Here is a 24,750-nt window from a genome sequence, read left to right as displayed (position 1 = left end):
CGACCACCCCGCCCCCGCGCCCGCCCACCCCCCGCCCGCACCCGCACGACGCCCGGAACGCGGAAGGCCCGCCCGACCGGAGTCGAGCGGGCCTTCCGCGTGTGTCGTCCTCGCGTCAGTGCGCGGCGGCCGGGATGCTGCCGGTCGCGTTGGCGCTGAGGTGCTCGAGCTTGGCCAGTCGCACGGACTGCCGGTTGATGAGCAGCCCACTGGCGATCGCGACGACGACCAGCACGCCGGCCGAGATCGCGAAGGCGACGTGGTAGCCGTCGAGCGTGGCCTGCGCCTGCTGGAGCTTCGTCGGTGCCGCGGACAGCCCCGAGAGGCTGTTCTTGACGACGTCCGCGAAGATCGTCGACAGGAGCGCGGTACCGATCGACCCGCCGATCTGCTGCATGGTGTTCACCGTCGCCGACGCGACGCCGGCATCCGCACGGGCGACCCCGGTCGTCGCGGTGTTCATCGCGGACGAGAAGATCGTGCCCATGCCGAGACCGATGACGATGAGCGCCGGCAGGACCGTGCCCGCGTAGGAGCTGTCGAGGTCGGTGCGCAGCAGCAGGAGCAGACCGGTTGCGGCGACGAGCGCGCCGGCGAAGATCAGGACCTTCGGGCCGATGCGGGGCAGGAGCCGGCCACCGATCTGCGTCGCGGAGATCATGATCGACAGCGGCATCGGCAGGAACGCCAGGCCGGTCTGCAGCGCGGAGAACCCGAGGGTCTGCTCGAGGTAGTAGGTCAGGAACAGGAAGATCCCGAACATGCCGATCGCGACGAGGCCGATGGCGATGAACGAGCCACCGCGGTCACGGTCGAGCACGACGCGCAGGGGGAGCAACGGGTGCGCCACGCGGGTCTCGATGAACACGAAGGCCGCGATGAGCACGACACCGACCGCGAGCATGACGATCGTCAGCGGGTCGTCCCAGCCGTTGGTCTCGGCGTTGGAGAAGCCGTAGACGACCCCGACCAGGCCGAGCGTGATCGTGAGGACGCCGGCGACGTCGATGCGCGGACGCTCGACCTTCGGCGGCTTCGCCATGAAGACCAGCGCGCCGATCACGCCGAGGACGGCGAAGACGACGTTGACGTAGAGGCACCAGCGCCACGACGCGTACTCGGTGAGCACGCCGCCGAGGAGCAGGCCGATCGCAGCACCCGAGCCGGCGATCGACCCGAAGATGCCGAACGCACGACCGCGCTCCTTCGGGTCGCGGAAGGTCGTGGTCAGCATGCCCAGCGCGGACGGGGCGAGGAGCGCGCCGAACGCACCCTGCAGTGCGCGGGCCGCGACGAGCAGGCCGAACGAGTCCGCCAGGCCGCCGAGCACCGAGGCGACGGCGAAGCCGACGAGCCCGATGATGAAGGTGTTCTTGCGGCCGAAGAGGTCACCGAGGCGACCACCGAGCAGCAGCAGGGATCCGAACGCCAGCGAGTACGCCGTGACGATCCACTGGCGCTGGTCGGTGCCGAACCCGAGGTCCTGCTGCGCCGAGGGCAGCGCGATGTTCACGATGGTGGCGTCGAGCACCACCATGAGCTGAGCGAGGGCGATCACCGCGAGGGCGATCCAGCGGTGGTCCTTGCGGGGTGCGGAGCCCGCGGTCGTGGGTGCCGAGCCGGTGGGCGCGGGCGCAGTCTGTTCTGCCGTCACGGCAGGCCTCCTTGAGAAGGATGGAACGGTGTCGAAGCGCGCGCCGTCGAGCACTTCAGGTCGGGGAGGAGAAAGCGGATGCGATGCATCCGGTTCGCACCAGTGTAAGCCCAAACGGACGCGTTGCATCCGCTTATTCCCAGAAAGTTCAACTACGTTTGCGAGCGTGACCACGATCGACCAGCACGCGGAGCTCGAGCGGCCCCTCCGCGCCGACGCTGCCCGCAACCGCGAGTTGATCCTGCAGACCGCGCGCAAGTGCTTCGCGGAGCGCGGGCTCTCGGTCACCCTGAACGACATCGCGCACGAAGCCGGGGTCGGCGTCGGGACGGTCTACCGCCGGTTCGCCGACAAGGACTCGCTGATCGAAGCGCTGCTCGCGACCAAGTTCGACGCGATGAACGCCGCCGCCGAACGAGCTGCCGAGGAGATCGATCCGCGCGAGTCGCTCCGGCTGTACCTGATGGGCGTGTTCGAGTTCCGCGCCAGGGACCGCGCACTCGCTGACGCCATCGTCCGGGCGGGCAAGGGACGCCCCTCGATCGTGCAGGAGCGCGACCGCCTCGAGCGCCAGGTGTCCGAGATCATCCGTCGTGCGCACGACGCCGGCGTGGTGCGGGTCGGGTTCGACTACCGCGATCTCCCGATGCTCACGACCATGGTGGGTGCGGTCGCGGACGCCACCCGCGCGCACGACCCGAGCGCGTGGCGCCGCTACGCCGAGGTCCTGATCGAGGGCGTGCTGCCGCAGCACGTCGACGACCACCGGATGCTCGGCGAGCCGCTCGACCGCGAGTCGATCGAGCGCGCGCTGCACGCCCAGTCCTGACCCACCGCGCAGGGGGCAGGCCCGTGGCGGGTCACGACACCCCGCTCAGTTCCGCCGAGCGGTCACAACGCGTCGGCTGAGCTCCTCCCAGCCGACAGATCGTGACCTGTCGACCCGCACTGCGCGGCACGCACCGCGCACGCAGCGCGACGAGCGCTACAACCAGCTCGGCAGCCAGTAGTGCGACCGGACGAAGTCCCACGGCACCTGCATGGCGGTCCACATCGGGTACCAGTACGCACTCGCGAGCAGCACCACGACGAGGTACACACCGACCCACACGATCGCCTTCGTCCGACGTGGCCGCGGATCGTCGCGTGAGCCCAGTACGAGCCCGATCGCCGCGGCCAACGCCATCACCATGAAGGGCTCGAACGCGATCGTGTAGAACTGGAAGACCGTCCGGTTCACGTACAGCAGCCACGGCAGGTACCCCGCCGCGACGCCCATCACGACGAAGCCGTACTCCCACCGGCGACGCAGGAAGAACAGCACGAGCAGCGCCACGACCGCGACGACCGATGCGTACCAGATGAACGGGTTCGCGACGCCCGTGATGGCAGCACCGCACCGCACCGCCGTGCAGCCGTCCTGCCCGGCGTTCGTGCCGACGTAGTACATCGACGTCGGGCGCTGCATGAGCATCCAGAGCAGCGGGTTCGCCTGGTACGAGTGCGGCGTGTGCAGGCCGATGTTGAAGCCGTAGATCTCGGACTGGTAGTGCCACCAGTTCTGCACGCTGTCCGGCACCCACGACAGGATCCCGCTCCAGCGCTGCCCGCCGGAGGCGATCCAGTTCCGGTCCCATCCGTCCTTCGACACGAACCACCCCGTCCAGGACGCCAGGTAGGTCGCGGCGGCGATCGGCACCGTGAGCAGGAACGTCACCGGTGCCTGCTGCAGGAATGCGCTCGACGACCAGAACTCGATGCCGGCGCGCTTCCGCAGCATCATGTCGGTCAGCACCGAGTACACGGCGAAGAACGCCAGGAAGTACATCCCGGACCACTTCGTGCTCGTCGCGAGCCCGAGCGCCAGTCCCATCGCGAGCAGCCACGGCCGCCACCACAACACCGGGCCCCAGAGGGTGTCCCGTCCGGCGGCGACCCGGCGTGCGACCCACGCGTCGAGCCGTCGCGTGGTCCAGCGGCGGTCGAGCAGCAGCGCGCCGAACCCGAGCACGACGAAGAACGTGACGATCCCGTCGAGCAGCGTGACGCGGGACATCACGATCGCCTGGCCGTCGACCGCCAGGAACCCGCCGGCGAGCGTGCCGACGAGCGTCGAGCGGAACAGCGACCGGGCGATCACGGCGACGAGGAACACCGTCGCGATGCCGAGCACCGCGACCGCGAACCGCCAGCCGAACGAGTTGTCCGGCCCGAACAGCAGCATCCCGAGGCCGATGAGGTACTTGCCGAGCGGCGGGTGCGCGATGAACTCCGCGGCACTGGTGAACAGGTTCGTCTGGCCGTCCGCGAACCGTTCGTCGGTCGTCGGGAGCGAGTCGTCCGTGGGGTTCGCTGGCCAGGTGCCCTCGTACCCGAGGTGGACGATCGACCATCCGTCCTTGACGTAGTAGGTCTCGTCGAACACCAGTGAGTGCGGTCGTCCCAGGTCGACGAGCCGCAACAGTGCCGCGAGCACGGTGACCGCGATCGGCCCCGCCCAGCGCCAGGTGGCGACCCGCCAACCGACCGACATGACGCGCACCCACCAGTCGTCGAGGCGCGACCCACGGGGCACTTCGGGCGCAGAGGGGAGTGCGTCGGCCAGGTCCGTGGTCACCCGCAGCATCCTACGGATGCGGCGCAGTGATCCGCTGCGTCCACAATGGGGCGTGTGATCGTCCTCGCAGCAACTCCCATCGGCAACCTCGGCGACGCGTCGCGCCGACTCGTCGAGACACTGTCCAACGCGACGGTCGTGGCGGCGGAGGACACCCGCACCGCGATCCACCTGATGCGAGCGCTCGGGATCGAGAACCGCCCGCGGCTCATCGCCCTGCACGAGCACAACGAACGGGCGAAGGCCGCGGAGGTCGTCGAGCTCGCCCGAGACGAGGACGTCGTCGTGCTGACCGACGCCGGCATGCCCGCGATCAGCGACCCCGGGTTCCCGCTCGTCGAGGCCGCAGCGGCCGCCGGGGTCACCGTGACGGCGCTCCCGGGGCCGTCAGCGGTGCTGATGGCGCTCGCCGTTTCCGGGTTGCCGACGGACCGGTTCACGTTCGAGGGGTTCCCGACGCGGAAGCCGGGGGAGCGTCGACGCACGTTCGAGGCGCTCGCCGGGGAGCAGCGGACGATGGTGTTCTTCGAGTCGCCGCACCGGCTGGCGGACACGCTGACCGACATGGCTGCCGGGTTCGGGGGCGCGCGCCGAGCGGTGGTCTGCCGAGAACTCACGAAGCTGTACGAGGAGGTCCGCCGTGGAACCGTGGCCGAGCTCGCTGCGTGGGCGGCCGACGGGGTGAAGGGCGAGATCTGCATCGTCGTCGCGGGGGCGTCCGGCTCCCTGGACGAGGTCTCGCTCGACGAGGGTGTCCGGCTGGTGCTCGAGCGCGTGGCCGCCGGTACCCGCATGAAGGAGGCGTCGGCCGCCGTCGCGGACGCGACGGGGCTGTCGAAACGGGACCTGTACGAGGGCGCGCTGGCGGCGCGGTGACCCCGCTGATCGGCGGACGGGAGGCCCGTGGCGGCGGCGCCACGACCCTCCAGTCCGGGTTTTCCACAGACCGTCGGTGGGCGCGTCATGCGGTCGCCGCGCGCCCGTAGGATGGTCCGCATGTCCGACGGCTCCTCGTTCAGCATCACCACGCCGATCTTCTACGTGAACGACGTGCCCCACATCGGGCACGCCTACACCGAGGTCGCCGCGGACTTCATGGCGCGCTGGCACCGTCAGCGTGGCGACGACACCTGGCTGCTCACCGGCACGGACGAGCACGGGCAGAAGATCCTGCGCACCGCCTCGGCGAACGACGTCTCCCCGAAGGAGTGGGCGGACCGGCTCGTCACCGACGCGTGGAAGCCGCTGCTCGACACCGTCGACGTCCGGAACGACGACTTCATCCGCACCACCGACGAACGGCACGAGCGCGGCGTGACCGCGTTCCTGCAGAAGCTCTACGACGACGGCTACATCTACGCCGGCGAGTTCGAGGGGTTCTACTGCGTGGGCTGCGAGGAGTACAAGCAGCCGAGTGACCTCGTCCCCGGCACCGGTGCGTACGAAGGCCAGCAGGTCTGCGCGATCCACTCGATCCCGGTCGAGGTCCTGTCCGAGCGCAACTACTTCTTCCGGATGTCCGACTTCGAGCAGCGCCTGCTCGACCTCTACGAGTCGAACCCGGAGTTCATCCAGCCGGAGAGCGTCCGCAACGAGATCGTCTCCTTCGTCAAGCAGGGCCTGCGCGACCTGTCGATCTCGCGGTCGAGCTTCGACTGGGGCATCACGATCCCGTGGGACCACGACCACGTGCTCTACGTGTGGTTCGACGCGCTCCTCAACTACGTCACCGCACTCGGCTACGGCAGCGACGACGACGAAGCGTTCCAGCGCCTCTGGCCGAGCGTGCACATCGTCGGTAAGGACATCGCCCGGTTCCACGCGGTGATCTGGCCCGCCATGCTCATGGCCGCGGGGCTGCCGGTCCCGAAGCGCGTGTTCGGGCACGGCTGGCTGCTCGTCGGCGGCGAGAAGATGTCCAAGTCGAAGCTCACCGGCATCGCGCCGTCGGAGATCACCGACACGTTCGGGTCGGACGCCTTCCGGTACTACTTCCTCCGCGCGATCACCTTCGGGCAGGACGGGAACTTCAGCTGGGAAGACATCTCGGCGCGGTACCAGGCCGAACTCGCGAACGGCTTCGGCAACCTGGCGTCCCGCATCCTCGCGATGATCGACAAGTACTTCGACGGTGCAGTGCCGACTCGTGGCGAACTGTCCACGTCCGACCAGGCGATCGACGACCTCGCAGTGGACGTCACGACGCGCGCCGACGCCGCGATCGCCGCCTTCGCGCCGCACGACGCCATCACGACCACGTGGGAGCTCGTCGACGCGCTGAACGGGTACATCACCGAGCAGCAGCCGTGGGCCCTCGCGAAGGACGACGCTCAGCGCGAGCGCCTCGGGACCGTGCTCGCGACGGCGCTGCGCGGCCTCGGCACCGTGGCGGTGCTCGCATCGCCGGCCATGCCGAAGGCGACCGAGAAGCTCTGGGCCTCGATCGGTGCCGGCGGCTCCATCGCTGAGCAGCGCGTGGACCGTGCGTGGGAGTGGCAGAGTGCGACCCGGATCACGTCGCTGGAGTCCGGCCTGTTCCCGCGTGTCGAACAGGCGGAACAGGGCGCAGCGTGACCGACGCCCATCTCCGCTCCCGGTCCGGCGACGGTGGCGGGTCCAAGCGTGACCTGACGTACCCGCCGCTGCCGGAGGCGCTCGTCGTGCCGGTATACGACAACCACACCCACATGGAGATCGCCGACGGTGGCGACGACGGCGCGCTCGACTACCGGGAGCACCTGGACCGCGCGTCGAGCGTCGGTGTGCGTGGTGTCGTGCAGGTCGGCACCGACCTCGCGACCTCGGAGTGGTCCGCTGAGATCGCCGCGCGTGAGCCCCGGGTCCTCGCCGCCGTGGCCCTGCACCCGAACGAGGCGCCCGTGCTCGACGCCGCCGGACTGCTCGACGAGCACCTGGCCGGAATCGAGCGGCTCGCCGCGCTGCCCCGTGTCCGGGCGATCGGGGAGACCGGGCTCGACTTCTTCCGCACCGGTGACGACGGCCGGGATGCCCAGATCCGGTCCTTCGAGGAACACATCCGGATCGCCAAGGAGAACGACATCGCGCTGACGATCCACGACCGCGACGCGCACGACGCCGTCGTCGAGGTGCTCGACCGTGTCGGTGCCCCGGCGAAGACGGTGTTCCACTGCTTCTCCGGCGGGCCGGACCTCGCCAGGCTCTGCGCCGAGCGGGGCTGGTACATGTCGTTCGCGGGCACGGTCACGTTCAAGAACGCCCAGTCGCTCCGGGACGCGCTGCATGTGGCGCCGCGGCACCTCATCATGATCGAGACGGACGCGCCGTACCTCACGCCGACGCCCTTCCGCGGGCGACCGAACGCGCCGTACCTCATCCCCTTGACGCTCCGGTCGATGGCCGAGACGCTCGGCACCGATCCGTCGATGCTCGCGGCGCAGATCGCCTCGAACACCGAGCTCGTCTACGGCGCGTGGGACGCCGAACCCGTGACGGTGTCCGGATGAGCGCGCTGCTCGGGCCGACCGAGATCCGCGATCTCGCTGCGAAGCTCGACGTCACCCCGACGAAGAAGCTCGGGCAGAACTTCGTGCACGATGCGAACACCGTCCGGCGCATCGTCGCATCCGGTGGCGTGACGGCTGAGTCCCGCGTGCTCGAGGTCGGACCGGGTCTCGGCTCCCTGACCCTCGGGCTGACCGAGACCGGCGCTGCCGTCACCGCAGTCGAGATCGATGCCCGCCTGGCGGCGCAACTCCCGGCGACGGTGTCCGCGATGCAACCGGCCGCGCAGCTGACCGTGGTGCACCAGGACGCCCTCAAGGTCGCCGCGGACGACCTCCCGGTCGCGCCGACGCACCTCGTCGCGAACCTGCCGTACAACGTGTCCGTGCCGGTGCTCCTCCACCTGCTCGCGACCTTCCCGTCGATCGAACGCTCGCTCGTCATGGTGCAGGCCGAGGTCGGGTACCGTCTGGCCGCCGACCCGGGCAGCAAGGTCTACGGGTCGCCGAGCGTCAAGGCCGCCTGGTACGGCGACTGGCGGATCGCCGGGCAGGTGAGTCGTCAGGTGTTCTGGCCGGTGCCGAACGTCGACAGTGTCCTCGTCGGGTTCGTACGGAAGGACCCGCCGGGCGACGAACTCCTGCGCTCTCGCGTGTTCGCGCTCGTCGACGCTGCCTTCCAGCAGCGTCGGAAGATGCTCCGCCAGGCCCTGTCCGGGATACTCGGTGGCAGTGCGCACGCGTCCGAGGTGCTCGAGGCATCGGGCATCGCGCCGACCGCCCGCGGCGAGGAACTCGACGTCGACGACTTCGTACGCCTCGGCCGGACGGTGCTCGCCGCCGCGAGCTGAGGGCTTCCGGCTGCTGGCTAGTCCGCGGCGACCTGCACGGTCTCCCCGCCGGTCAGGGCGACGAGCTGGTCGAACGTCAACGGCATGACGGAGTTCGCGGTCCCCGCAGCCGACCACACCGGGTCGTAGTCGGCCAGCGCCGTGTCGATGACCGTCCGGATCGGCGCCGGGTGACCGACGGGGGAGACCCCACCGATCGGCTGTCCGGTGATCTCGCGCACCTGCTTCGCGGTCGCCATCGTGAGCTCCTCGACACCGAGGCCGCCGGCGAGCAGCGCCGTGTCGACGCGGTGGCGCCCTGAGGTCATCACCAGGAGCGGCTCGCCCTCCGCCAGGAACAGCAGGCTGCTGGCGATCGCACCAGGCTCGGTGCCGAGCGCCGCCGCTGCCTGCGCCGCGGTGTGGGTGGAGTCGGGGAGTTCGCGTGCCGTCGTGTCCACGCCGGCCTCGGCGACGATCCGCTGGATCTCCTGCATGCGTGCGTTCATCAGTGCTCCGTCCGTGTCTCGGTGCTGGTGATCGTCGCGCCGCGTCCGGCGAGTGCGGCGATGAGTCGTTCGGGGTCGCCGCGCCGGAAGGACAGGTCGCGCTTGCCCGTGATCGACAGCCGGACGCCCGGCCCGTTGTCCATCAGGACCACCGTGCCACGACCCGTGCCGAAGCGGACGCCCCACCCGCCGACGTCCGTCCCCCGCAGTTCGATCGGGGTCGCCGAGGTGATCGTCTGCGGGTCGATGGAGCGCCGGTACCAGAACGGTGTGAGGCGGACCGAGAGTCGGTCGTCCAGCTTGACCGTGAGTCGCGTCCGCGCAAGGACGACGCCGAGCCCTGCGACCACGACGAGCGCGACGCTGCTGATCACGAGGTCCGACATGGATGGTTCCTTGCCGGGGGACGGCGGAACGAGGGCGATCGTCGTGGCGATCGCGATGCTGCCGAGCGCCGTCGCGATCCCGAGCACCCGGAAGAGCGTCGACGTGCTGCTGGTCTCGGTGTACCCCTCGTTCCCCATGCACCCATCCTGGCGCACCCGAAAGCGGTGGTCTGGTTGCAGGTTGTATTTCGATTCCTTGCAGAGGCTGATCCGCCGCTCCTACCGTGCAACATCTGACGAAAGGAGCACCCCATGACCATGATCAGCACCGACCAGCATCGCTACAATTCGGACGACGTCCCGATCCGTCTCCTGACGGCCGCGGAGATCGACGCAGGCCGCAACCACCCGGTCGGAACGCCCGAGGACCGTGCGAGAGAGGTCGCAGAGATCCTCAGCCGCTCCACGTTCACGGATTCCAAGCGGCTGGATCGACGTCCTGCCTGGTACCTCTGACGTGCATGCGCTTCCCGGTGGGGCATCCTGCGATCTCGGGGTCGAGGCGATGGAGGACTGTCAACAGCTCCCGGCTGGGGTCGTGCTCGAGACGGGGTTCGTCGTGAGCGCGCTCGAGGGGTCGGATCCTCATCACCGAGCGTGCTCGGCCTTCCTCGAGCGGATCGTCCGCGCGCGCACCGCGCTCTTCTACAACGACCTCTTCGAGCTCGAGCTCCACGAGAGGGCGTTCGAACTCGGCACTCGGGATGTCCGACGTCGGACCGGACCGCCGTCCGGTGCGGTGCGATACACGAATCCCAAGGTCCGTTCGCTCGCCGGGGACCTGCTGGATCGGTGGCACGCGGTCGTGGTTCGCGCAGACGCCGTGCACGTCGAGCTGCCCAACATGCTGGAGGATGTTCGGTACTTCATGGAACGAGCCGGCCTGTCCGCGGCGCACGCCGTGCAGGCCGGCATGGTGGTCGCATCCGGGGCGGACGGCATCGCGACTGTGGAGGACCGGTTCAGCGCGGTCAACGAGACATTGGTCCGCATGTACACGCCGCAACGACTCGTCAGGAGGAGTCGCTCGCGTCGCCCGACTGCTCGGGCGACCATGTGATCGTGCGTCCCGTCGCTCAGGATGACGCCTGAGCGACGGGACCATGCGGCTGACGTCCCAGAGCGACCGCAGTCGTCGTTCGGGCGATGTGGCCGGCCGCTCAGTGCCTGCTCGACGCCAGCGCTTTGATCAGCTGCTGCTGGTTCCCGTCGCGCTCTGCCCACCGGAGTGGCAGGACGTTCTCGACGAGGATCTCGGGCGATGCGCCGGCCGACAGGAGCGAGACGACCTCGGTCAGGAACGCGTCGAGTGGCATCCCGCCGAAGTCCACGCCCTCGCCCATCAGGTCGGTCGCGACGGCCGGCGGCGCGAGTTCGAGCACCGACACCGGGGAGTCGATGAGCTGCTGTCGGAGCGAGAGTGTGTACGAGTGCACCGCGGCCTTCGTCGCGCTGTAGGTCGGGGTCGCAGCGAGCGGGGTGAAGGCGAGGCCGGACGACACCGTGATGATCGTCGACGCCGGCTGCGCGAGCAGGTGCGGCAGGAACGCGTCGATCAGCCGGATGGTGCCGAGCAGGTTCGTCTCGATCGTGGCGACCGCGTCGTCCTGGTGCGATGCCGAACGGAGGTCCTCGGCTCGCATGATGCCGGACATGGTGATGATCGTGTCGAGCGACGGGTACGAGGCGGTCACGGTGGCCGCCGCAGCGGTGATCGACGCCGGGTCGGTGACGTCGAGCTCGACGGTGCCGAAGCCGTGCTCGGCGGCGAGTGCGTCGAGGAGGGCACGGCGACGTCCGCCGATGACGACGGTGCTGCCGGCCTCCTGCAGGCGGAGGGCGAGACCGAGGCCGATGCCCGAGGTCGCGCCGGGGATGAAGACGGTGGCGTTCGTGATGTCCATGCCGTCCACGATCGGGCCACCGGCGAACCCCGACCAGAGTCCGGTCATCGGGGGACCGCCGATCCCTGGCAACCGTCGCCCGGCGGGCAGCAGACTGGACACCATGGACCGCCCAGCGCTCGCCGACTTCCTCCGCCGTCGCCGCGAACTCCTGCGCCCGGAGGACGTCGGCCTCGGCACCGGTGCCAGGCGCCGGACGCCGGGACTCCGTCGCGAAGAGGTCGCCGCACTCGCTGGGATGTCCACCGACTACTACACGCGCCTCGAACAGCAGCGCGGCCCGCAGCCCTCCGAGCAGATGGTGCAGGCGATCGCCAGGGCCCTGCGCTGCAGCCTCGACGAGCGTGACCACCTGTTCCGTCTCGCCGGGCACAACGCTCCCGCGCGGGTGCACCGCGCCGACCACGTCGACCCGGCGATCCTCCGCGTGCTCGACAGGCTGGATGACACCCCGGCGATCGTGGTCAGCGACCTCGGCGAGACCCTGGTCGAGAACCGGCTGGCCGTCGCACTCCTCGGCAGCGGGCTCGGTCTGACGGGCAACGAGCGGTACCAGCCGTGGCGCTGGTTCATGACCGAGTCCGAGCGAGCCAAGTACGCCCCGGAGCAGCACGACCGCCTCGCGCGGGCCCAGGTCGCGGCGCTCCGTGCGGCCGTCGGCGCCGCGGGTCCAGGCGACCGCCGCGCCACGGAGCTCGTCGCGGACCTCGAAGCGAACAGCGAGGCATTCCGAGCGCTCTGGTCGCTGCACGAGGTCGGGACCCGGTGGGAGGACCACAAGACATTCGTGCACCAGGAGCTCGGCCGGATCACCGTCGACTGCCAGGTGCTGCACACCACGAGCCAGACCCAGGCGCTGCTGCTCTTCACGGCACCAGCCGGCAGCGAGGACGCGCAGAAGCTCGAGCTCCTCGGCGTGGTCGGCCAGCAGGTGTTCAGCCGCTAGCCGTGGCCGATCAGAACGGCTAGTATGTCCCATGCAGGACGCTTCGAGCCTCCCGCACCCAGCCAACGCCCCGCCCACGAGCGGGGCGTTGTGTCGTCAGGGCCGCCAGATGTACTCCTTGCACGTGATGGAACGGATGCGGCCCACGATGTCAGCCATCGCCTTCTCCGATCGCGGATCGGTCTCCGTGATGGTGTGCGATCGGTTCAGGAAGTACGTTGCGACGTCGGCCGCCTGCAGCATCCGGCTCTCGTGCGACGGGAACGCGTGACCTCGGTACCGGGCCCGGTGCGCTTCGAGGCCGATGCCGCGGAAGACGAACGCGGCCGACGAGCGGGCGAGGACCTTGGCGACGAGTCGCCGAGCCGTACGGCGAGCAACACCGCGTCACACACCTGGCAACCCCTCCGAGGCCGTGCCTAGGGTGGGGTCGTGAGCACTCCGCGCGTGTACGTCATCCACGAGAACCCCGAGTGGTTCCCGCCGCTCGCCGCTGCCTTCGAGGCCGAGGGCGTGCCGGTCCAGGAGATCCTCCTCACCGAGGGGCAGGTCGACCTGGCCTCCGAGCCGGAACCGGGCGTGTACTGGTCCCGGATGTCGGCCAGCTCCCACACCCGCGGCCACGAGCACGCGAAGGAGTACACCCGCGCACTCCTCGGACACCTGGAGCGCGCCGGCCGGCAGGTCGTCGGCGGCAGTCACGTGCTCGAGCTCGAGGTGTCGAAGGTCGCCCAGCACGGACTGCTCCAGCAGGCCGGGTTCGACGTGCCCCGCACGACGGCGGTGTTCGGCACGGCACCGCTGAAGGACGCCGCCCGCACGTTCACCGACGGCCAGGACGTCCCCTTCATCACGAAGCACAACCAGGGCGGCAAGGGCCTCGGCGTCCGTCGCTTCGACTCGCTCGCGGAGTTCGACGCCTACGTCGACAGCCCCGAGTTCGAGGAGCCCGTCGACGGCATCACGCTCCTGCAGGAGTACCTGACGGCCCGCGAGCCGTTCATCACGCGCGTCGAGTTCGTCGGCGGCGAGTTCGTCTACGCCGTTCGCGTCGACACGAGCGCCGGCAGCTTCGAGCTCTGCCCGGCGGACGCGTGCGAGGTGCCCCAGGTCATCGCCGGCGCGGTCTGCGAGGTCCCCGGTACCGGCCAGCAGAGCGCGTTCTCCGTCCGCACCGAGGTCACAGCGCAGCACCCGCTCGTCCAGCAGCTCCGCACGTTCCTCGCCGACCAGCGCATCCAGATCGCGGGCGTCGAGTTCATGGAGACGACGGACGGCCGCACGGTCGTCTACGACATCAACACGAACACGAACTACAACCCCGCCGTCGAGGAGACCGCGCCGGCCTCCGGCCCGCGCTCCATCGCCCGCTACCTGGGCGGTCTGCTGGCGGCCGAGTACGCGCCGCAGCTCACGGCCTGAGCACGCAAGAACCACCGGACTGGAGGCTCGTGGCGGGCCCGCCACGAGCCTCCAGTCCGACCCTCCTCACCTCCCCAAGGAACTCACCCCGTGCGATTCGGATACTGGACCCCGCTCTTCGGCGGCTGGCTGCGCAACGTCGACGACGAGCAGATGCCGGTCACCTTCGACTACGTCAAGCGCCTGGCGCAGCGCGCCGAGCGCATCGGCTTCGACCTGACCCTGGTGCCGGAGCTGAACCTCAACGACATCAAGGGCGTCGCGGCACCCTCACTCGAGGCCTGGGCGCTCGCCGCGGCCATCGCGGCGACGACCGAGCGCCTGGAGATCATGGCGGCGATGCGGCCCGGGTACCACCTGCCGGCCGTCACGGCGAAGCAGGCGGCGACGATCGATGACATCTCCGGCGGGCGCTTCACCTTCAACGTGGTGAGCGCGTGGTGGGCAGAGGAGGCGCGCCAGTACGGCGGCATCTTCTCGGAGCACGACGACCGCTACAAGCGCACGGCGGAGTTCGTCGAGATCTTGAAGGGCCTGTGGCGCGAGACCCCGTACTCGTTCCACGGGGAGTACTACGACATCGAGAACGCCCACCTGGAACCGAAGCCGCGCATCACCCCGCGCATCTACGCGGGCGGCGAGAGCGAGGCGGGCAAGGCGAGCATCACGCACTACGCGGACGCCTACGTGACGCACGGCGGCACGGTCGAGGAGCTCCGGACGAAGATCGCGGAGATGCGTCGTCGTCGCGAGGACGCCGGGCTGCCGCCCTTCGAGGCGTTCGGCATGGCCGCCTACGCGATCGTCCGCGAGACCGAGGAGGAGGCGCAGGCCGAGCTGGCGCGGATCACCGACGTGCAGCACGGCGGGGCCTACGAGTCCTACCAGGACTTCATCTCCAAGTCGCAGCTCGAGCACGTGCCGTCGCTCGAGGACTACTCGGTGTCGAACCGTGGTCTGCGGCCGCAGTTCGTCGGGACCCCTGCGCAGGTGGCGGCACGCATCCGCGAGTACGAGGACGCCGGCGTCGACACGCTGCTGCTGCAGTTCTCGCCGCAGCTCGAGGAGATGGAGCGCTTCGGCGAGCAGGTCATCCCGCTGGTCCGCGCGTCGGTGCCTGCCTGATGGGGACGACGGAAGAGGGCTGGGCGTTCGAGACCCGGCAGATCCGCGCCGGCTTCAAGGCCGATCCCGGGTTCGGCGGGAACGTGCCGCCGATCGCGCAGAGCGCCGCGTTCGTGTACCCGTCGTCGGAGGAGGCAGCGGGGCGCTTCATGCTCGACGTCCCCGGCCACACGTACTCGCGCGTCAACAACCCGTCGGCGGCAGCGCTCGAACGACGGATCGCGGACCTCGAGGGCGGTGTCGGCGCCCTGGCAACCGCCTCGGGTCAAGCGGCGACCACCCTGGCGATCCTCGGGGTCGCCCGGGCGGGCGCGCACGTGGTCTCGAGTGCCTCGCTGTACGGCGCCACGTACACGCTGTTCGCCTCGACGCTCCGTGACCTCGGCATCGAGTTCACCTTCGTGCAGGACCCGACCGACCTCGACGAGTGGGCGGCGGCCGTCCGCCCGGAGACCCGCGCGTTCTTCGGCGAGTCGATCCCGAACCCGCGCGGCGACGTCCTCGACTTCGCGGGCGTGGCCGGTGTCGCGCACGACGCCGGTGTCCCGCTCATCGTCGACAACACGATCGCCACGCCCTACCTCGTCCGGCCGTTCGAGCACGGCGCGGACATCGTCGTGCACTCGGCGACGAAGTACCTCGCCGGACACGGCAGTGCGATCGCCGGGCTGCTGGTCGACGGCGGCACCTTCGACTGGGCGGCGCACGCCGCCAAGTACCCGCAGCTGACGACGCTCGACTCCGGCTTCGCGGGGACCAACTTCGCCGAGCGGTTCGGGAACCGTGCGTTCATCATGCGCACCAGGACGAAGGTCGCCGCCGACCTCGGTCCCGCGATCGCCCCGTTCAACGCGTTCCTCGTGCTGCAGGGCATCCAGACCCTGTCGCTCCGGATGGACCGGCACGTGTCGAACGCGGCGACGGTGGCGACGTGGCTGGACGCACACGACCAGGTGGACCGCGTGCACTACGCCGGGCTGCCCGACTCGCCGTGGCACCACCTGCAGCAGCGCTACGTCCCGGCAGGCCCGTCGGCGGTGATGGCGTTCGACCTCGCCGGTGGAGTCGAGGCCGGTCGGCGCTTCGTCGGCGCACTCGAGCTGTTCGACCACGTGTCGAACATCGGCGACGTCCGGTCGCTCGTCGTGCACCCCGCGTCGACGACCCACGTGCAGATGACGACCGAGCAGCGGGCGGCAGCGGGGGTCGGCGACGGGCTCATCCGGCTGTCGATCGGCCTGGAGCACCCGGACGACATCCTGGCCGACCTGGAGCGGGGTTTCAGCGCAGCGCGCGCGGGATAGGTTGGTCGTATGACCTCGCTGGCCGCACCGACCCGCGTGCGGACGCGCGCTCCCGGCAAGATCAACGTCTTCCTGTCCGTCGGCGCCCTGCAGGACGACGGCTACCACGACGTCGCGACGGCCTACCAGGCGGTGTCGTTGTTCGAGGACGTCGTCGCCGAACCCGCCGATGACTTCTCGGTGCGGTTCACCGGACCCATCGACACTTCGGCGGTGCCCGTTGACGACACGAACCTCGCGATCCGTGCTGCCCGGCTCGTGGCCGAGTCGGCGGGGTACCAGGGCGGCGTCCGGCTGACGATCGACAAGCAGGTCCCGGTCGCGGGCGGGATGGGCGGCGGGTCAGCGGACGCTGCCGCGACGCTCCTCGCCGTCGACACGCTCTGGGGCACCGCGCTCGGGCGTGACGAACTCCTGCGCCTTGCCGCCGAGCTGGGGGCCGACGTGCCGTTCGCCTTCGTGGGCGGGACCGCCGTGGGGACCGGCCGCGGGGACGAGCTCAGCCCGGCGCTGGCGAAGGGCGAGTTCCACTGGGTCCTCGGGCTGAGCGACGACGGGCTCTCCACGCCGGCCGTGTACCGTGCGCTCGACGAACACCGCGAGCGCTACCGGGCCGACATCGCGCCGGCCCCGTCGAACCCCGTGGTCGAGGCGAACGTGCTGCAGGCGCTGCGCGCGGGGGACCCCGACCTGCTCGCGGACTGCCTGCACAACGATCTGCAGGCACCGGCGATGCGACTGCAGCCCGCGCTCGCGAAGACCCTGGAGCTCGGTGAGAAGTCGGGTGCGCTCGCCGGGATCGTCTCCGGCAGCGGGCCGACGGTGGCGTTCCTCGTCGCGGACACCGACACCGCGCTCGAGGTCCAGGTCGCCCTGAGCGCCATCGGCATGATCGCCGTCCGCGCCACCGGCCCGGTGCACGGCGCACGCGTCGTGCACTGAGCCCAGGACCGGGACCGACGGTCCGGCGGTCCGGCGGTCAGTCGGACAGTCGCTGGAACAGGACGTGGTCCTGCCACTCGCCGGCGATCCGGAGGTACCTCGGCGCGTAGCCGTAGCGCTCGAAGCCGTTCTTCTCGAGGACCCGCTGCGACCGTGCGTTGTGCGGCAGCGTCCCCGCCTCGACCCGGTGCAGCCCGAGCTGGTCGAAGGCACGGCGGACCGCGAGCCCCACGGCCGCGGTCGCGGCCCCGTGTCCGGCGGACTCCTCGGCGACCCAGTACCCGAGCGTCCCCGACATGAACGCGCCGAGGACGATCGCGTTGATGTTCAGGCGCCCCACGACGACGCCGTCGGTGGTGATGACCAGCGGCAGCATCTGCCCCCGCTCGCGGCGTCGGACGCACGCGAGGATCTCGGCGCGCTGCCCGTCGGCCGTGAAGAACGTGTCAGGGCGCACCGGGTCCCACGGGGCGAGGTACGCGCGGTTCTCGACGAGGAGCTCGGCGAGCCGGTCGGCGTCGGACGGTTCGATCGGTCGGACGTCGTGGCGCATCCCGGCAGCATCCCACACCGGGCAGCCGGCGGGCCTCGTGTCAGGAGGCGCGGACGTACTCGGTCATGATCACGGTGCCGGTCTTCCAGTGCTCGCGGGCGGTGAACCCGTGCTCGGCGAGGACGGACGCCGCCTCAGGCTCGATGTTCCGCGAGGTCCCGCCGACGAACCACACGGTGTCGATGTCGTCGAGCCGCGCCGGGACCGTCGTGGCGAGGTCGCCGGTCTGGTTCCACAGGACGCCGGACTCCGCGCCGTTCTTCCGGACGCCGAGGTCGGTCATGCCGGTGAACGCCCACGGGTAGGACACCCGGATGATGTCCGACGTGGCCCCCGGGTGCTTGTACACACTGCCGAAGATGACGCCTTCGTCGGCGTCCGGTCGGGCGTCCCGGACCGACGCGATGATCGACGCGGCCTTCGCCCACGTCGAGTCCTGCTTGGACGTCGGTGTCTTGACGTCGTACGCGGACGGGATCGACAGGACGAGGAGCGCTGCGACCGCCCCTGCGAGCCACACCCGCGGGCGGATCGCGGTCAGCGCCAGGGCGATCAGGACGGCGACGAACGGCAGGCTCAGGCTCGCGTACTTCGGGGAGTACAGGTGCTCACCGAGCGCGGTCGCGCCCACCAGAACGATGGTCGGGACGAGCGCCAGGGGGAGTGCCACCCGCACGGTCTGTGCGCGGAACAGGTCACGGACGGCAGGAGACGTCCGGCGTGCCCGCACCAGCGCGGTGACGACGCCGACGGCCATCAGCGCCCAGGCGACCGTCGCGTAGACGTTGTCGCCACCGAACCACGCGGTGGCGAAGACCTGGGCGTCGGTCCGCGAGGTGATGCCGGCGATCCAGGCGACCTGCTTCGATTGCGACGCGACCTCGATCACCAAGGGCGACACCACGACGGCCGCGGCCACCCCGGCGATCACCCAGCGGACGAGTGCGCGCCGTGTGACCAGCGGTGCGGCCACCGTGCCACCGCGGTCCGAGAGTGCGGATCGACGGACGGCGGACCTGCGGGCCACGAGGGTCCAGAGCAGGACGACCGCGTGCGCGACGACCGCGAGCGCGAGGTAGACGTTGAGCGTCACGGCGACGACGGCGAGCGCGCCGTACGCGATCCACCACTGGACGGGGTGCCGTCCGTTCGCTCGGGTCCGTCGCACCGCCGTGAGCCCGACGAGTGTCAGACAGACCGAGAGCGCGGTGACGGTCGCGTAGGGCCGGCCTTCGCTGCCGGCCCACTGCACGCGGGGGAGTGCGATGAACACGAGGCCCGCGACGATCCCGAGTCGTCTGCCACCGAGCCGGCGGCCGAGGGCGACGACGAGTCCGGCGGCGACACCGATGGCGAGGGCGCTCGGGAAGCGGAGGGTGAACGGCGTGTACCCGACGAGCCAGAACCACACGTGCATGAGCGCGTAGTAGAGCCCGTGCACGGCGTCCACGGAGTGCAGTTCGGCCCAGAGCTGCGGCCAGGAGCGCTGGGCACTGGTGACGGTCGCGGCTTCGTCGTACCAGAGCGACGGCACCCAGGCGAAGGCAGACGAGACCAGCGCGCCGATCGCACCGACGGACAGCTCCGGCGTCCGGACGACCGACAGGCCGAGCGCTCCGGCGGCGCCGCGCAGCCGCGAACGGACCACGGGTGCGTCGATCGGACGGGGCACCCGGATGCTGCCGGTGCGGGGGGAACTCACGCGCTCGACGGTAGCGACGGCCCCTGGGCGGGCCCCTGGGGAATCGGCGTGCCTGGCTGTGAATGTCACATTCGGATTCGGAGCCCTCACAGGAACCGACGGGTCGTGGTGACGGGTTAGGGTCTGGGCATGAGCCGCTTGCGCATCAAGGACGCCGCCCGTTACCTGGGTGTGAGCGACGACACGGTGCGGCGGCTCGTCGACAACGGGACCTTCTCGCGACTCGCCGACGACGCCGGTCGCGCGGTGGTCGACGGGCGCGAGCTCGCCACGCACGCCAAGGCCCACGGGGCGTCGCTGCCCGATCCGGCGGCACCGGTGCGGAGCTCGGCGCGCAACCGCTTCGTCGGCATCGTGACGGACCTCGTCGTCGACACCGTCATGGCCCAGGTCGAGCTGCAGTGCGGTCCGCACCGGGTCGTCTCGCTGATGAGCGCGGAGGCCGTCCGCGACCTGGGGCTCGAGATCGGGTCGGTCGCCGTCGCCTCGGTGAAGGCGACGATGGTCACCGTGGAGACACCGGATGCCGACGACTGACCAGCACGAGCACCTGACCCCTGGACGCCGTCGCCTCGGGTCCCGTACCGCGGCGCTCGACGCCGGCGGTGATCCCGTCCTCGAACGGCTGGCGTCCGCCCGTGTGCTCGTCGTCGGTGCCGGTGGACTCGGTGCCCCGGTCGTGGCGTACCTGGCGGGGAGCGGCATCGCCCGGCTGACGATCGTCGATCCCGACGTCGTCGACGCGTCGAACCTCGCCAGGCAGACGCTCTTCGGCACCGCGGACATCGGGGTGCCGAAGGCCGAGGTCGCAGCTGCCCGTGTCCGTGCCGTCGACCCCGAGTGCCGGGTCGACGCCGTCGTCGGGTCCTTCCACGCGGACCTCGTCGCCGGGCACGACGTCGTGGTCGACGCCGCGGACTCGGTCGTCGTCACACGTGCGGTCTCGGACGCGTGCGCACGGCACGGGGTCCCGTTCGTGTGGGGGACGGTGCTCGGCTACGACGGGCAGGTCTCGGTGTTCGACGACCGCGTGGTGGACTTCCACGACCTGCATCCAGAGGTGCGACCGGACGAGGGCTCGTGCGCACTCGACGGGGTCCTGCCGGCGCTCTGCGGTGCGGTGGGCTCGGTGATGGCAGCACAGGTGACCGCGCTCGTCGCCGGGCTCGGGGAACCGCTGCTCGGTCGGGTGCTGAGCGTCGACGCCCGTCGGTGGCGGTGGACCGAGAGTCCGCTCCGGCGAGGCCCTGGGTCGCGACGACCGGACGCTCCCGAGGTGGCACCAGGGAACCGCATCTCGCCGTCGGCCCTCGCCGCGCGCATCGCGGACGCCGCCGATCCCGTGGTGGTCGTCGACGTCCGGACCCCGGCCGAGCGTGCCGGCGGCGTCATCACCGGGGCGATCCCGCCGGAGGACCTGCCGGACGACGGCGGCCCGGTGGTCGTCGTGTGCGCCCGGGGCCCGCGCGCCGTCGCCTGGGCAGCGAGCGCCGATCGGCCGACGACGATCCTCGACGGTGGCATGCAAGCGTGGGTCCGCGAGGGACTTCCCACTGTGTGAACGCATCTGCGGATAGGATGTCTCAGTCGATCCGCGGATGCGGTCACTGAGGTGGGAGACCGAATGCGCACCACGACCATCACCGCCGCCGTCACGGCCGCTGTCGTCGCCGTCGTCCTGGCCGGGTGCAGCACGGGCAGCGCCGGCACCGGCACAGCCACCGGCACCGCGAAGGACAGCAGCAGTGCGAGCGCCGGCCCGACCGGCACGATCACGGTGTTCGCTGCCGCTTCGCTGCAGAAGACCTTCACCGAGCTGGGATCGGACTACGAGGACGCGCACCCCGGCACGACGGTGAAGTTCTCGTTCGCCGGCTCGAGCGACCTCGTCACGCAGATCCAGAACGGTGCGCCGGCCGACGTGTTCGCGAGCGCCGACGAGGCGAACATGACGAAGCTCACCAAGGCCGACCTGATCAGCGGCACGACCCCGGCGTTCGCCACCAACGTGCTGCAGATCGCCGTCGCTCCGGGGAACCCGAAGAAGATCACGAACCTCGACGACCTCACCGCCTCCGGTCTGCAGGTCGTCACGTGCGCGGCCCCGGTGCCGTGCGGCGCGGCGACCGAGCAGGTCGAGCAGGCTGCCGGCGTCACCCTGCATCCGGTCAGCGAGGAACAGTCCGTCACGGACGTCCTCGGCAAGGTCGAGTCGGGACAGGCCGACGCCGGGCTCGTCTACGTCACGGACGTCAAGGGCGCGGGCGACAAGGTGGACGGGGTGTCGTTCGACGAGTCGAAGAGCGCCGTGAACACGTACCCGATCGGCGTCGTGCGGGGTTCGTCGAACGTCGCGCTCGCGAAGTCGTTCAGCGCGTACGTCCGCTCGGCCGAGGGCGAGAAGGTGCTCACGACGGCGGGCTTCGGCGCACCGTGACGAGCAGGTCGGGCACGGCGGCACCGTGGTGGTTGCCGGTCCCGGCCGTGCTCGGGGGACTGTTCGTCGTCGTCCCGGTGCTCGCGATGGTCGGCCGGGTGGACTGGACGTCCTTCGTCGCGCTCGTCACCGCACCGTCGTCCCTCACCGCACTGGGGTTGAGCCTCGGCACGGCCGCGGCCGCGACCGGCATCGCGTTCGTCCTCGGGCTCCCGCTCGCCGTCGTCTTCTCCCGCGTCCGCTCCCGCTGGGTCGGTGTCGCGCGCGCCGTCGTGCTCCTGCCCCTCGTCCTGCCACCCGTCGTCGGCGGACTCGCCCTCCTCGCAGCGTTCGGCCGCATCGGGCCCGTCGGTGGCTTCCTCGCCGACCACGGCGTCCGCATCGCGTTCACCACGGCGGCGGTCGTGATGGCGCAGACGTTCGTCGCGATGCCGTTCCTCGTGTCGGCGATCGAGGGCTCGCTCCGGATCGGCGGCGACCGGCTGGAGCGCATCGCGTCCACGCTCGGTGCCGGTCCGACGCGGGTGCTGTTCACCGTGACGATCCCGCGTGCCCTGCCCGGCATCGCGTCCGGCCTGGTGCTCTGCTTCGCCAGGGCCCTCGGTGAGTTCGGTGCGACGCTGACCTTCGCCGGCAGCCTGGAGGGCGTCACCCGCACCCTGCCGCTGGAGATCTACCTGCAGCGGGAGGTCGACCCGGACACGGCCGTCGCGCTGGCGCTCGTGCTCGTCGTGGTCGCGGTCGTCGTGATCGGGCTGACCTCGATCCGCACCGGAGCCCGGGCGGCCTGGTCGTGAGCGGGCTCCGCGCCCACGTGGTCCTGCGGGACCGCGACGTCGACGTGGTCGTCGAGGTGGGGCCGGACGAGTGCGTCGCGGTCATCGGGCCGAACGGCGCCGGCAAGTCGTCGATCGTCGAGGCCGTCGCCGGCCTGCTCGCACTCGACGCCGGGTCGATCGACATCGACGGCAGCACGGTCGACGGCGGCCGTCGACCCGTGCCACCGCACCGACGCCGGGTCGGTCTGGTCGCGCAGCGCTCCGACCTGTTCCCGAACCTGTCGGTGGCCGGCAACGTCGGCTACGGTCCGCGGTCCGCCGGAAGGCGCGGACGGGAGGCACGGGTCGCCTCCGACAGGGCCCTGGTACTCGTCGACGCGGTCGGGTTGGCCGACCGCGATCCCGCGACCCTGTCCGGCGGGCAGGCGCAGCGCGTCGCGATCGCCCGGGCGCTCGCCGCCGACCCCGCCGTGCTCCTGCTCGACGAGCCCACGTCCGCGCTCGACGTCGAGGCGCGGGGCAGCGTGCGTGCGGCCCTGGCGACCGCGATCGCCGGGCGCCCGAGCCTGCTCGTCACGCACGACCCCATCGAGGTCGTCACGCTCGCGACCCGGGTGCTCGTCGTCGACCACGGCCGGGTCGTCGAGTCCGGCACGACCGCCGAGGTCCTCGGGCGTCCGACGAGCGACTTCGGTGCCGCGTTCTCCGGACTGGTGCTGCTCGCCGGGACCGCCACCGCTGGTGGGATCGCGCTCGACGGCGGCGGCGAGCTGTCGGGGCGGACGCGGGTCGAGCCTCCAGGCCGCCGGTGTCTGGCGGCCTACCACCCGACCGCCGCGGTCGTCGGCCCTGACGGCTCCGGTCTGCTGCGGACCGTCACCGCGCTCGAGCCGCGGGACGGACTCGTGCGCATCCATGCGCAGGAGCTGGTCGCGGACGTGACCGTGGCGGCCGCCAGCAGGCTCGGGCTCGCGGTCGGTGACGACGTCCGGATCGCGGTGCCGGTCGGCGAAGTGGACGTGTACGAACCGCGACGGTGACAGGATTGCCCGGTGACGAGGATCCTCCGGGCGTGGCCCATCGCAGTGCCCGTGATCGCCGCGATCGTGCTCGTGGTCTCCTTCGGCCGGCACGACCTCGGGACGGCGGTCGTCGTCCTCGTCGCGGTCGTCCTCGCCGGCACGGTGCTCGCGGCCGTGCACCACGCGGAGGTCGTGGCGCACCGCGTCGGCGAACCGTTCGGGTCGCTCGTGCTCGCCGTCGCCGTGACGATCATCGAGGTCGCCCTCATCATCGCGCTCTCCAGCTCCGGAGGCGCCAAGGCCGAGACACTGGCGCGGGACACGGTCTTCTCTGCGGTGATGATCACGATGAACGGGCTCGTCGGGCTCGCGATCCTGATCGGCACCCTGCGGCACAACACCGTGCGGTTCAACCAGGAGGGCGCCTCCGCCGCGACCATGACCGTCGCCGCGCTCGCGGTGCTGACGCTGGTGCTGCCGACGTTCACCACCGGCACCTCCGACTCGTCGTTCACCGCGGTCCAACTCGTGTTCGTGGCAGTGGCGTCCCTCGCGCTCTACGGGTTGTTCGTCGTCACCCAGACCGTGGCGCACCGCGACTTCTTCCTGCCGGTGAACCGGTCGGGCGGGGTCCTCGAGGAATCCGAGGACACCCACGCCGACCGTCCAGCCGGACGCGCGACGCTGATCTCGCTCGGGCTGCTGCTCCTGGCGCTCGTGACCGTGGTCGGGCTGGCGAAGGTGGAGTCGCCCGCGATCGAGGCCGGTGTCGCCGCGGTCGGGTTCCCGCCGTCGTTCGTCGGTGTCGTGATCGCGCTGCTCATCCTGCTGCCGGAGGGCATCGCGGCGTCGAAGGCCGCTGCACGCAACCGGATCCAGACGAGCCTGAACCTGGCGATGGGATCGGCGATGGCGTCGATCGGGTTGACGATCCCGGCGATCGCGATCGCCTCGTTCTTCACCGACGGGGTGCTGCTGCTCGGCCTCGGGTCGGCGCAGATCGTGCTGCTCGCGCTGACCATCGTCGCCGCGGTGCTCACGGTGCTGCCCGGACGAGCGACGCGGCTGCAGGGCGGGGTCCACCTGGTGATCTTCGCCGCGTTCATCGTCCTGTCGGTCAGCCCGTAGCGCGCTGC

25 protein-coding genes are annotated in these 24,750 nt (G+C 70.8%); 18 read left to right on the top strand and 7 right to left on the bottom strand.

The features are described 5' to 3' along the window. Positions 1-115: 115 nt before the first annotated feature. On the bottom strand, positions 116-1,654 hold the full coding sequence (locus tag QK288_RS17560; RefSeq protein WP_281265555.1) for an MFS transporter: 1,539 nt from the start codon (positions 1,652-1,654) through the stop codon (positions 116-118). Positions 1,655-1,820: 166 nt separating this feature from the next. Here QK288_RS17560 and QK288_RS17555 point away from each other — a divergent pair, with 166 nt between their 5' ends. Further along, positions 1,821-2,483: a TetR/AcrR family transcriptional regulator gene (locus tag QK288_RS17555; RefSeq protein ID WP_281265554.1), complete on the top strand. Its 663-nt coding sequence runs from the start codon at positions 1,821-1,823 to the stop codon at positions 2,481-2,483. Between the two features lie 156 nt (positions 2,484-2,639). On the opposite strand, the gene QK288_RS17550 is transcribed toward QK288_RS17555, so the two are convergent. Beyond that, positions 2,640-4,280 carry a phospholipid carrier-dependent glycosyltransferase gene (locus QK288_RS17550; RefSeq protein WP_281265553.1) on the bottom strand — a complete coding sequence of 547 codons (1,641 nt, stop codon included), beginning with the start codon at positions 4,278-4,280 and terminating at the stop codon, positions 2,640-2,642. 45 nt (positions 4,281-4,325) lie between these two features. On the opposite strand from QK288_RS17550, the gene rsmI reads away from it, so the two are divergent. The 4 genes from rsmI (at position 4,326) to rsmA (ending at position 8,604) form a co-directional block, all read left to right on the top strand. Beyond that, a complete protein-coding gene (rsmI, locus tag QK288_RS17545) occupies positions 4,326-5,147 on the top strand; it encodes a 16S rRNA (cytidine(1402)-2'-O)-methyltransferase (RefSeq protein WP_281265552.1) in 822 nt (273 codons plus the stop codon). A 120-nt stretch (positions 5,148-5,267) separates the two neighbouring features. Then, positions 5,268-6,845, top strand: coding sequence for a methionine--tRNA ligase (metG, locus tag QK288_RS17540; protein ID WP_281265551.1), 1,578 nt, complete (start codon positions 5,268-5,270; stop codon positions 6,843-6,845). Next, complete coding sequence (locus tag QK288_RS17535; RefSeq protein WP_281265550.1) at positions 6,842-7,756, top strand: TatD family hydrolase; 915 nt, start codon at positions 6,842-6,844, stop codon at positions 7,754-7,756. The genes metG and QK288_RS17535 overlap by 4 nt, the downstream gene beginning before the upstream one ends. Then, positions 7,753-8,604, top strand: coding sequence for a 16S rRNA (adenine(1518)-N(6)/adenine(1519)-N(6))-dimethyltransferase RsmA (gene rsmA, locus QK288_RS17530; protein WP_281265549.1), 852 nt, complete (start codon positions 7,753-7,755; stop codon positions 8,602-8,604). Before QK288_RS17535 ends, rsmA begins: the two co-directional genes overlap by 4 nt. Positions 8,605-8,621: 17 nt before the next feature. Here the strand turns inward: rsmA and QK288_RS17525 are convergent, their stop codons facing one another. Together QK288_RS17525 and QK288_RS17520 are read right to left on the bottom strand one after the other, a co-directional pair. Continuing rightward, positions 8,622-9,080, bottom strand: coding sequence for a YbaK/EbsC family protein (locus tag QK288_RS17525; RefSeq protein ID WP_281267624.1), 459 nt, complete (start codon positions 9,078-9,080; stop codon positions 8,622-8,624). A gap of 11 nt (positions 9,081-9,091) precedes the next feature. Then, the gene (locus tag QK288_RS17520; protein ID WP_281265548.1) at positions 9,092-9,616 is read right to left on the bottom strand and encodes a hypothetical protein; all 525 of its coding nucleotides are present in this window, start codon (positions 9,614-9,616) and stop codon (positions 9,092-9,094) included. Positions 9,617-9,730: 114 nt separating this feature from the next. Here QK288_RS17520 and QK288_RS17515 point away from each other — a divergent pair, with 114 nt between their 5' ends. Together QK288_RS17515 and QK288_RS17510 are read left to right on the top strand one after the other, a co-directional pair. Further along, a complete protein-coding gene (locus QK288_RS17515) occupies positions 9,731-9,934 on the top strand; it encodes a hypothetical protein (RefSeq protein WP_281265547.1) in 204 nt (67 codons plus the stop codon). Position 9,935: 1 nt separating this feature from the next. Further along, positions 9,936-10,538, top strand: a complete 603-nt coding sequence (locus tag QK288_RS17510; RefSeq protein WP_281265546.1) for a hypothetical protein — start codon at positions 9,936-9,938, stop codon at positions 10,536-10,538. Between the two features lie 100 nt (positions 10,539-10,638). On the opposite strand, the gene QK288_RS17505 is transcribed toward QK288_RS17510, so the two are convergent. Continuing rightward, positions 10,639-11,382: an SDR family NAD(P)-dependent oxidoreductase gene (locus QK288_RS17505; protein ID WP_281267623.1), complete on the bottom strand. Its 744-nt coding sequence runs from the start codon at positions 11,380-11,382 to the stop codon at positions 10,639-10,641. Positions 11,383-11,485: 103 nt separating this feature from the next. Between QK288_RS17505 and QK288_RS17500 the strand changes: the two genes are divergently transcribed. The 5 genes from QK288_RS17500 to QK288_RS17480 all read left to right on the top strand — a co-directional run bounded on the left by QK288_RS17500 (position 11,486) and on the right by QK288_RS17480 (position 17,121). Next, positions 11,486-12,328, top strand: a complete 843-nt coding sequence (locus QK288_RS17500) for a helix-turn-helix transcriptional regulator (RefSeq protein ID WP_281265545.1) — start codon at positions 11,486-11,488, stop codon at positions 12,326-12,328. 432 nt (positions 12,329-12,760) lie between these two features. Continuing rightward, positions 12,761-13,750, top strand: a complete 990-nt coding sequence (locus QK288_RS17495) for an alpha-L-glutamate ligase (protein ID WP_281265544.1) — start codon at positions 12,761-12,763, stop codon at positions 13,748-13,750. 90 nt (positions 13,751-13,840) lie between these two features. Next, complete coding sequence (locus tag QK288_RS17490) at positions 13,841-14,875, top strand: LLM class flavin-dependent oxidoreductase (RefSeq protein WP_281265543.1); 1,035 nt, start codon at positions 13,841-13,843, stop codon at positions 14,873-14,875. After that, positions 14,875-16,179 carry a PLP-dependent transferase gene (locus QK288_RS17485; RefSeq protein WP_281265542.1) on the top strand — a complete coding sequence of 435 codons (1,305 nt, stop codon included), beginning with the start codon at positions 14,875-14,877 and terminating at the stop codon, positions 16,177-16,179. The genes QK288_RS17490 and QK288_RS17485 overlap by 1 nt, the downstream gene beginning before the upstream one ends. Before the next feature lie 9 nt (positions 16,180-16,188). After that, positions 16,189-17,121, top strand: coding sequence for a 4-(cytidine 5'-diphospho)-2-C-methyl-D-erythritol kinase (locus QK288_RS17480; protein ID WP_281265541.1), 933 nt, complete (start codon positions 16,189-16,191; stop codon positions 17,119-17,121). Positions 17,122-17,158: 37 nt separating this feature from the next. On the opposite strand, the gene QK288_RS17475 is transcribed toward QK288_RS17480, so the two are convergent. Continuing rightward, the gene (locus QK288_RS17475) at positions 17,159-17,674 is read right to left on the bottom strand and encodes a GNAT family N-acetyltransferase (protein WP_281265540.1); all 516 of its coding nucleotides are present in this window, start codon (positions 17,672-17,674) and stop codon (positions 17,159-17,161) included. A 40-nt stretch (positions 17,675-17,714) separates the two neighbouring features. Continuing rightward, a complete protein-coding gene (locus QK288_RS17470) occupies positions 17,715-19,376 on the bottom strand; it encodes a glycosyltransferase family 39 protein (RefSeq protein ID WP_281265539.1) in 1,662 nt (553 codons plus the stop codon). Positions 19,377-19,505: 129 nt separating this feature from the next. Between QK288_RS17470 and QK288_RS17465 the strand changes: the two genes are divergently transcribed. The 6 genes from QK288_RS17465 (at position 19,506) to QK288_RS17440 (ending at position 24,742) form a co-directional block, all read left to right on the top strand. Next, a complete protein-coding gene (locus QK288_RS17465; protein ID WP_281265538.1) occupies positions 19,506-19,913 on the top strand; it encodes a TOBE domain-containing protein in 408 nt (135 codons plus the stop codon). Then, positions 19,900-20,937 carry a ThiF family adenylyltransferase gene (locus QK288_RS17460; protein WP_281265537.1) on the top strand — a complete coding sequence of 346 codons (1,038 nt, stop codon included), beginning with the start codon at positions 19,900-19,902 and terminating at the stop codon, positions 20,935-20,937. The genes QK288_RS17465 and QK288_RS17460 overlap by 14 nt, the downstream gene beginning before the upstream one ends. Before the next feature lie 63 nt (positions 20,938-21,000). Continuing rightward, positions 21,001-21,813 (top strand): molybdate ABC transporter substrate-binding protein, encoded by an 813-nt coding sequence (gene modA, locus QK288_RS17455; RefSeq protein ID WP_281265536.1) that lies wholly within the window; start codon positions 21,001-21,003, stop codon positions 21,811-21,813. Next, a complete protein-coding gene (locus QK288_RS17450) occupies positions 21,810-22,610 on the top strand; it encodes an ABC transporter permease (protein ID WP_281265535.1) in 801 nt (266 codons plus the stop codon). The genes modA and QK288_RS17450 overlap by 4 nt, the downstream gene beginning before the upstream one ends. Then, positions 22,607-23,632 (top strand): ATP-binding cassette domain-containing protein, encoded by a 1,026-nt coding sequence (locus tag QK288_RS17445; protein ID WP_281265534.1) that lies wholly within the window; start codon positions 22,607-22,609, stop codon positions 23,630-23,632. Before QK288_RS17450 ends, QK288_RS17445 begins: the two co-directional genes overlap by 4 nt. Before the next feature lie 12 nt (positions 23,633-23,644). Continuing rightward, the gene (locus tag QK288_RS17440) at positions 23,645-24,742 is read left to right on the top strand and encodes an ionic transporter y4hA (protein ID WP_281265533.1); all 1,098 of its coding nucleotides are present in this window, start codon (positions 23,645-23,647) and stop codon (positions 24,740-24,742) included. Positions 24,743-24,750 lie beyond the last annotated feature (8 nt).

It is taken from the genome of Curtobacterium sp. 9128, assembly GCF_900086645.1.
GTDB lineage: Bacteria > Actinomycetota > Actinomycetes > Actinomycetales > Microbacteriaceae > Curtobacterium.
The sequence above is the reverse complement of the archived record's forward strand: the minus strand, read 5'-3'. Positions and strand labels throughout refer to the sequence as shown.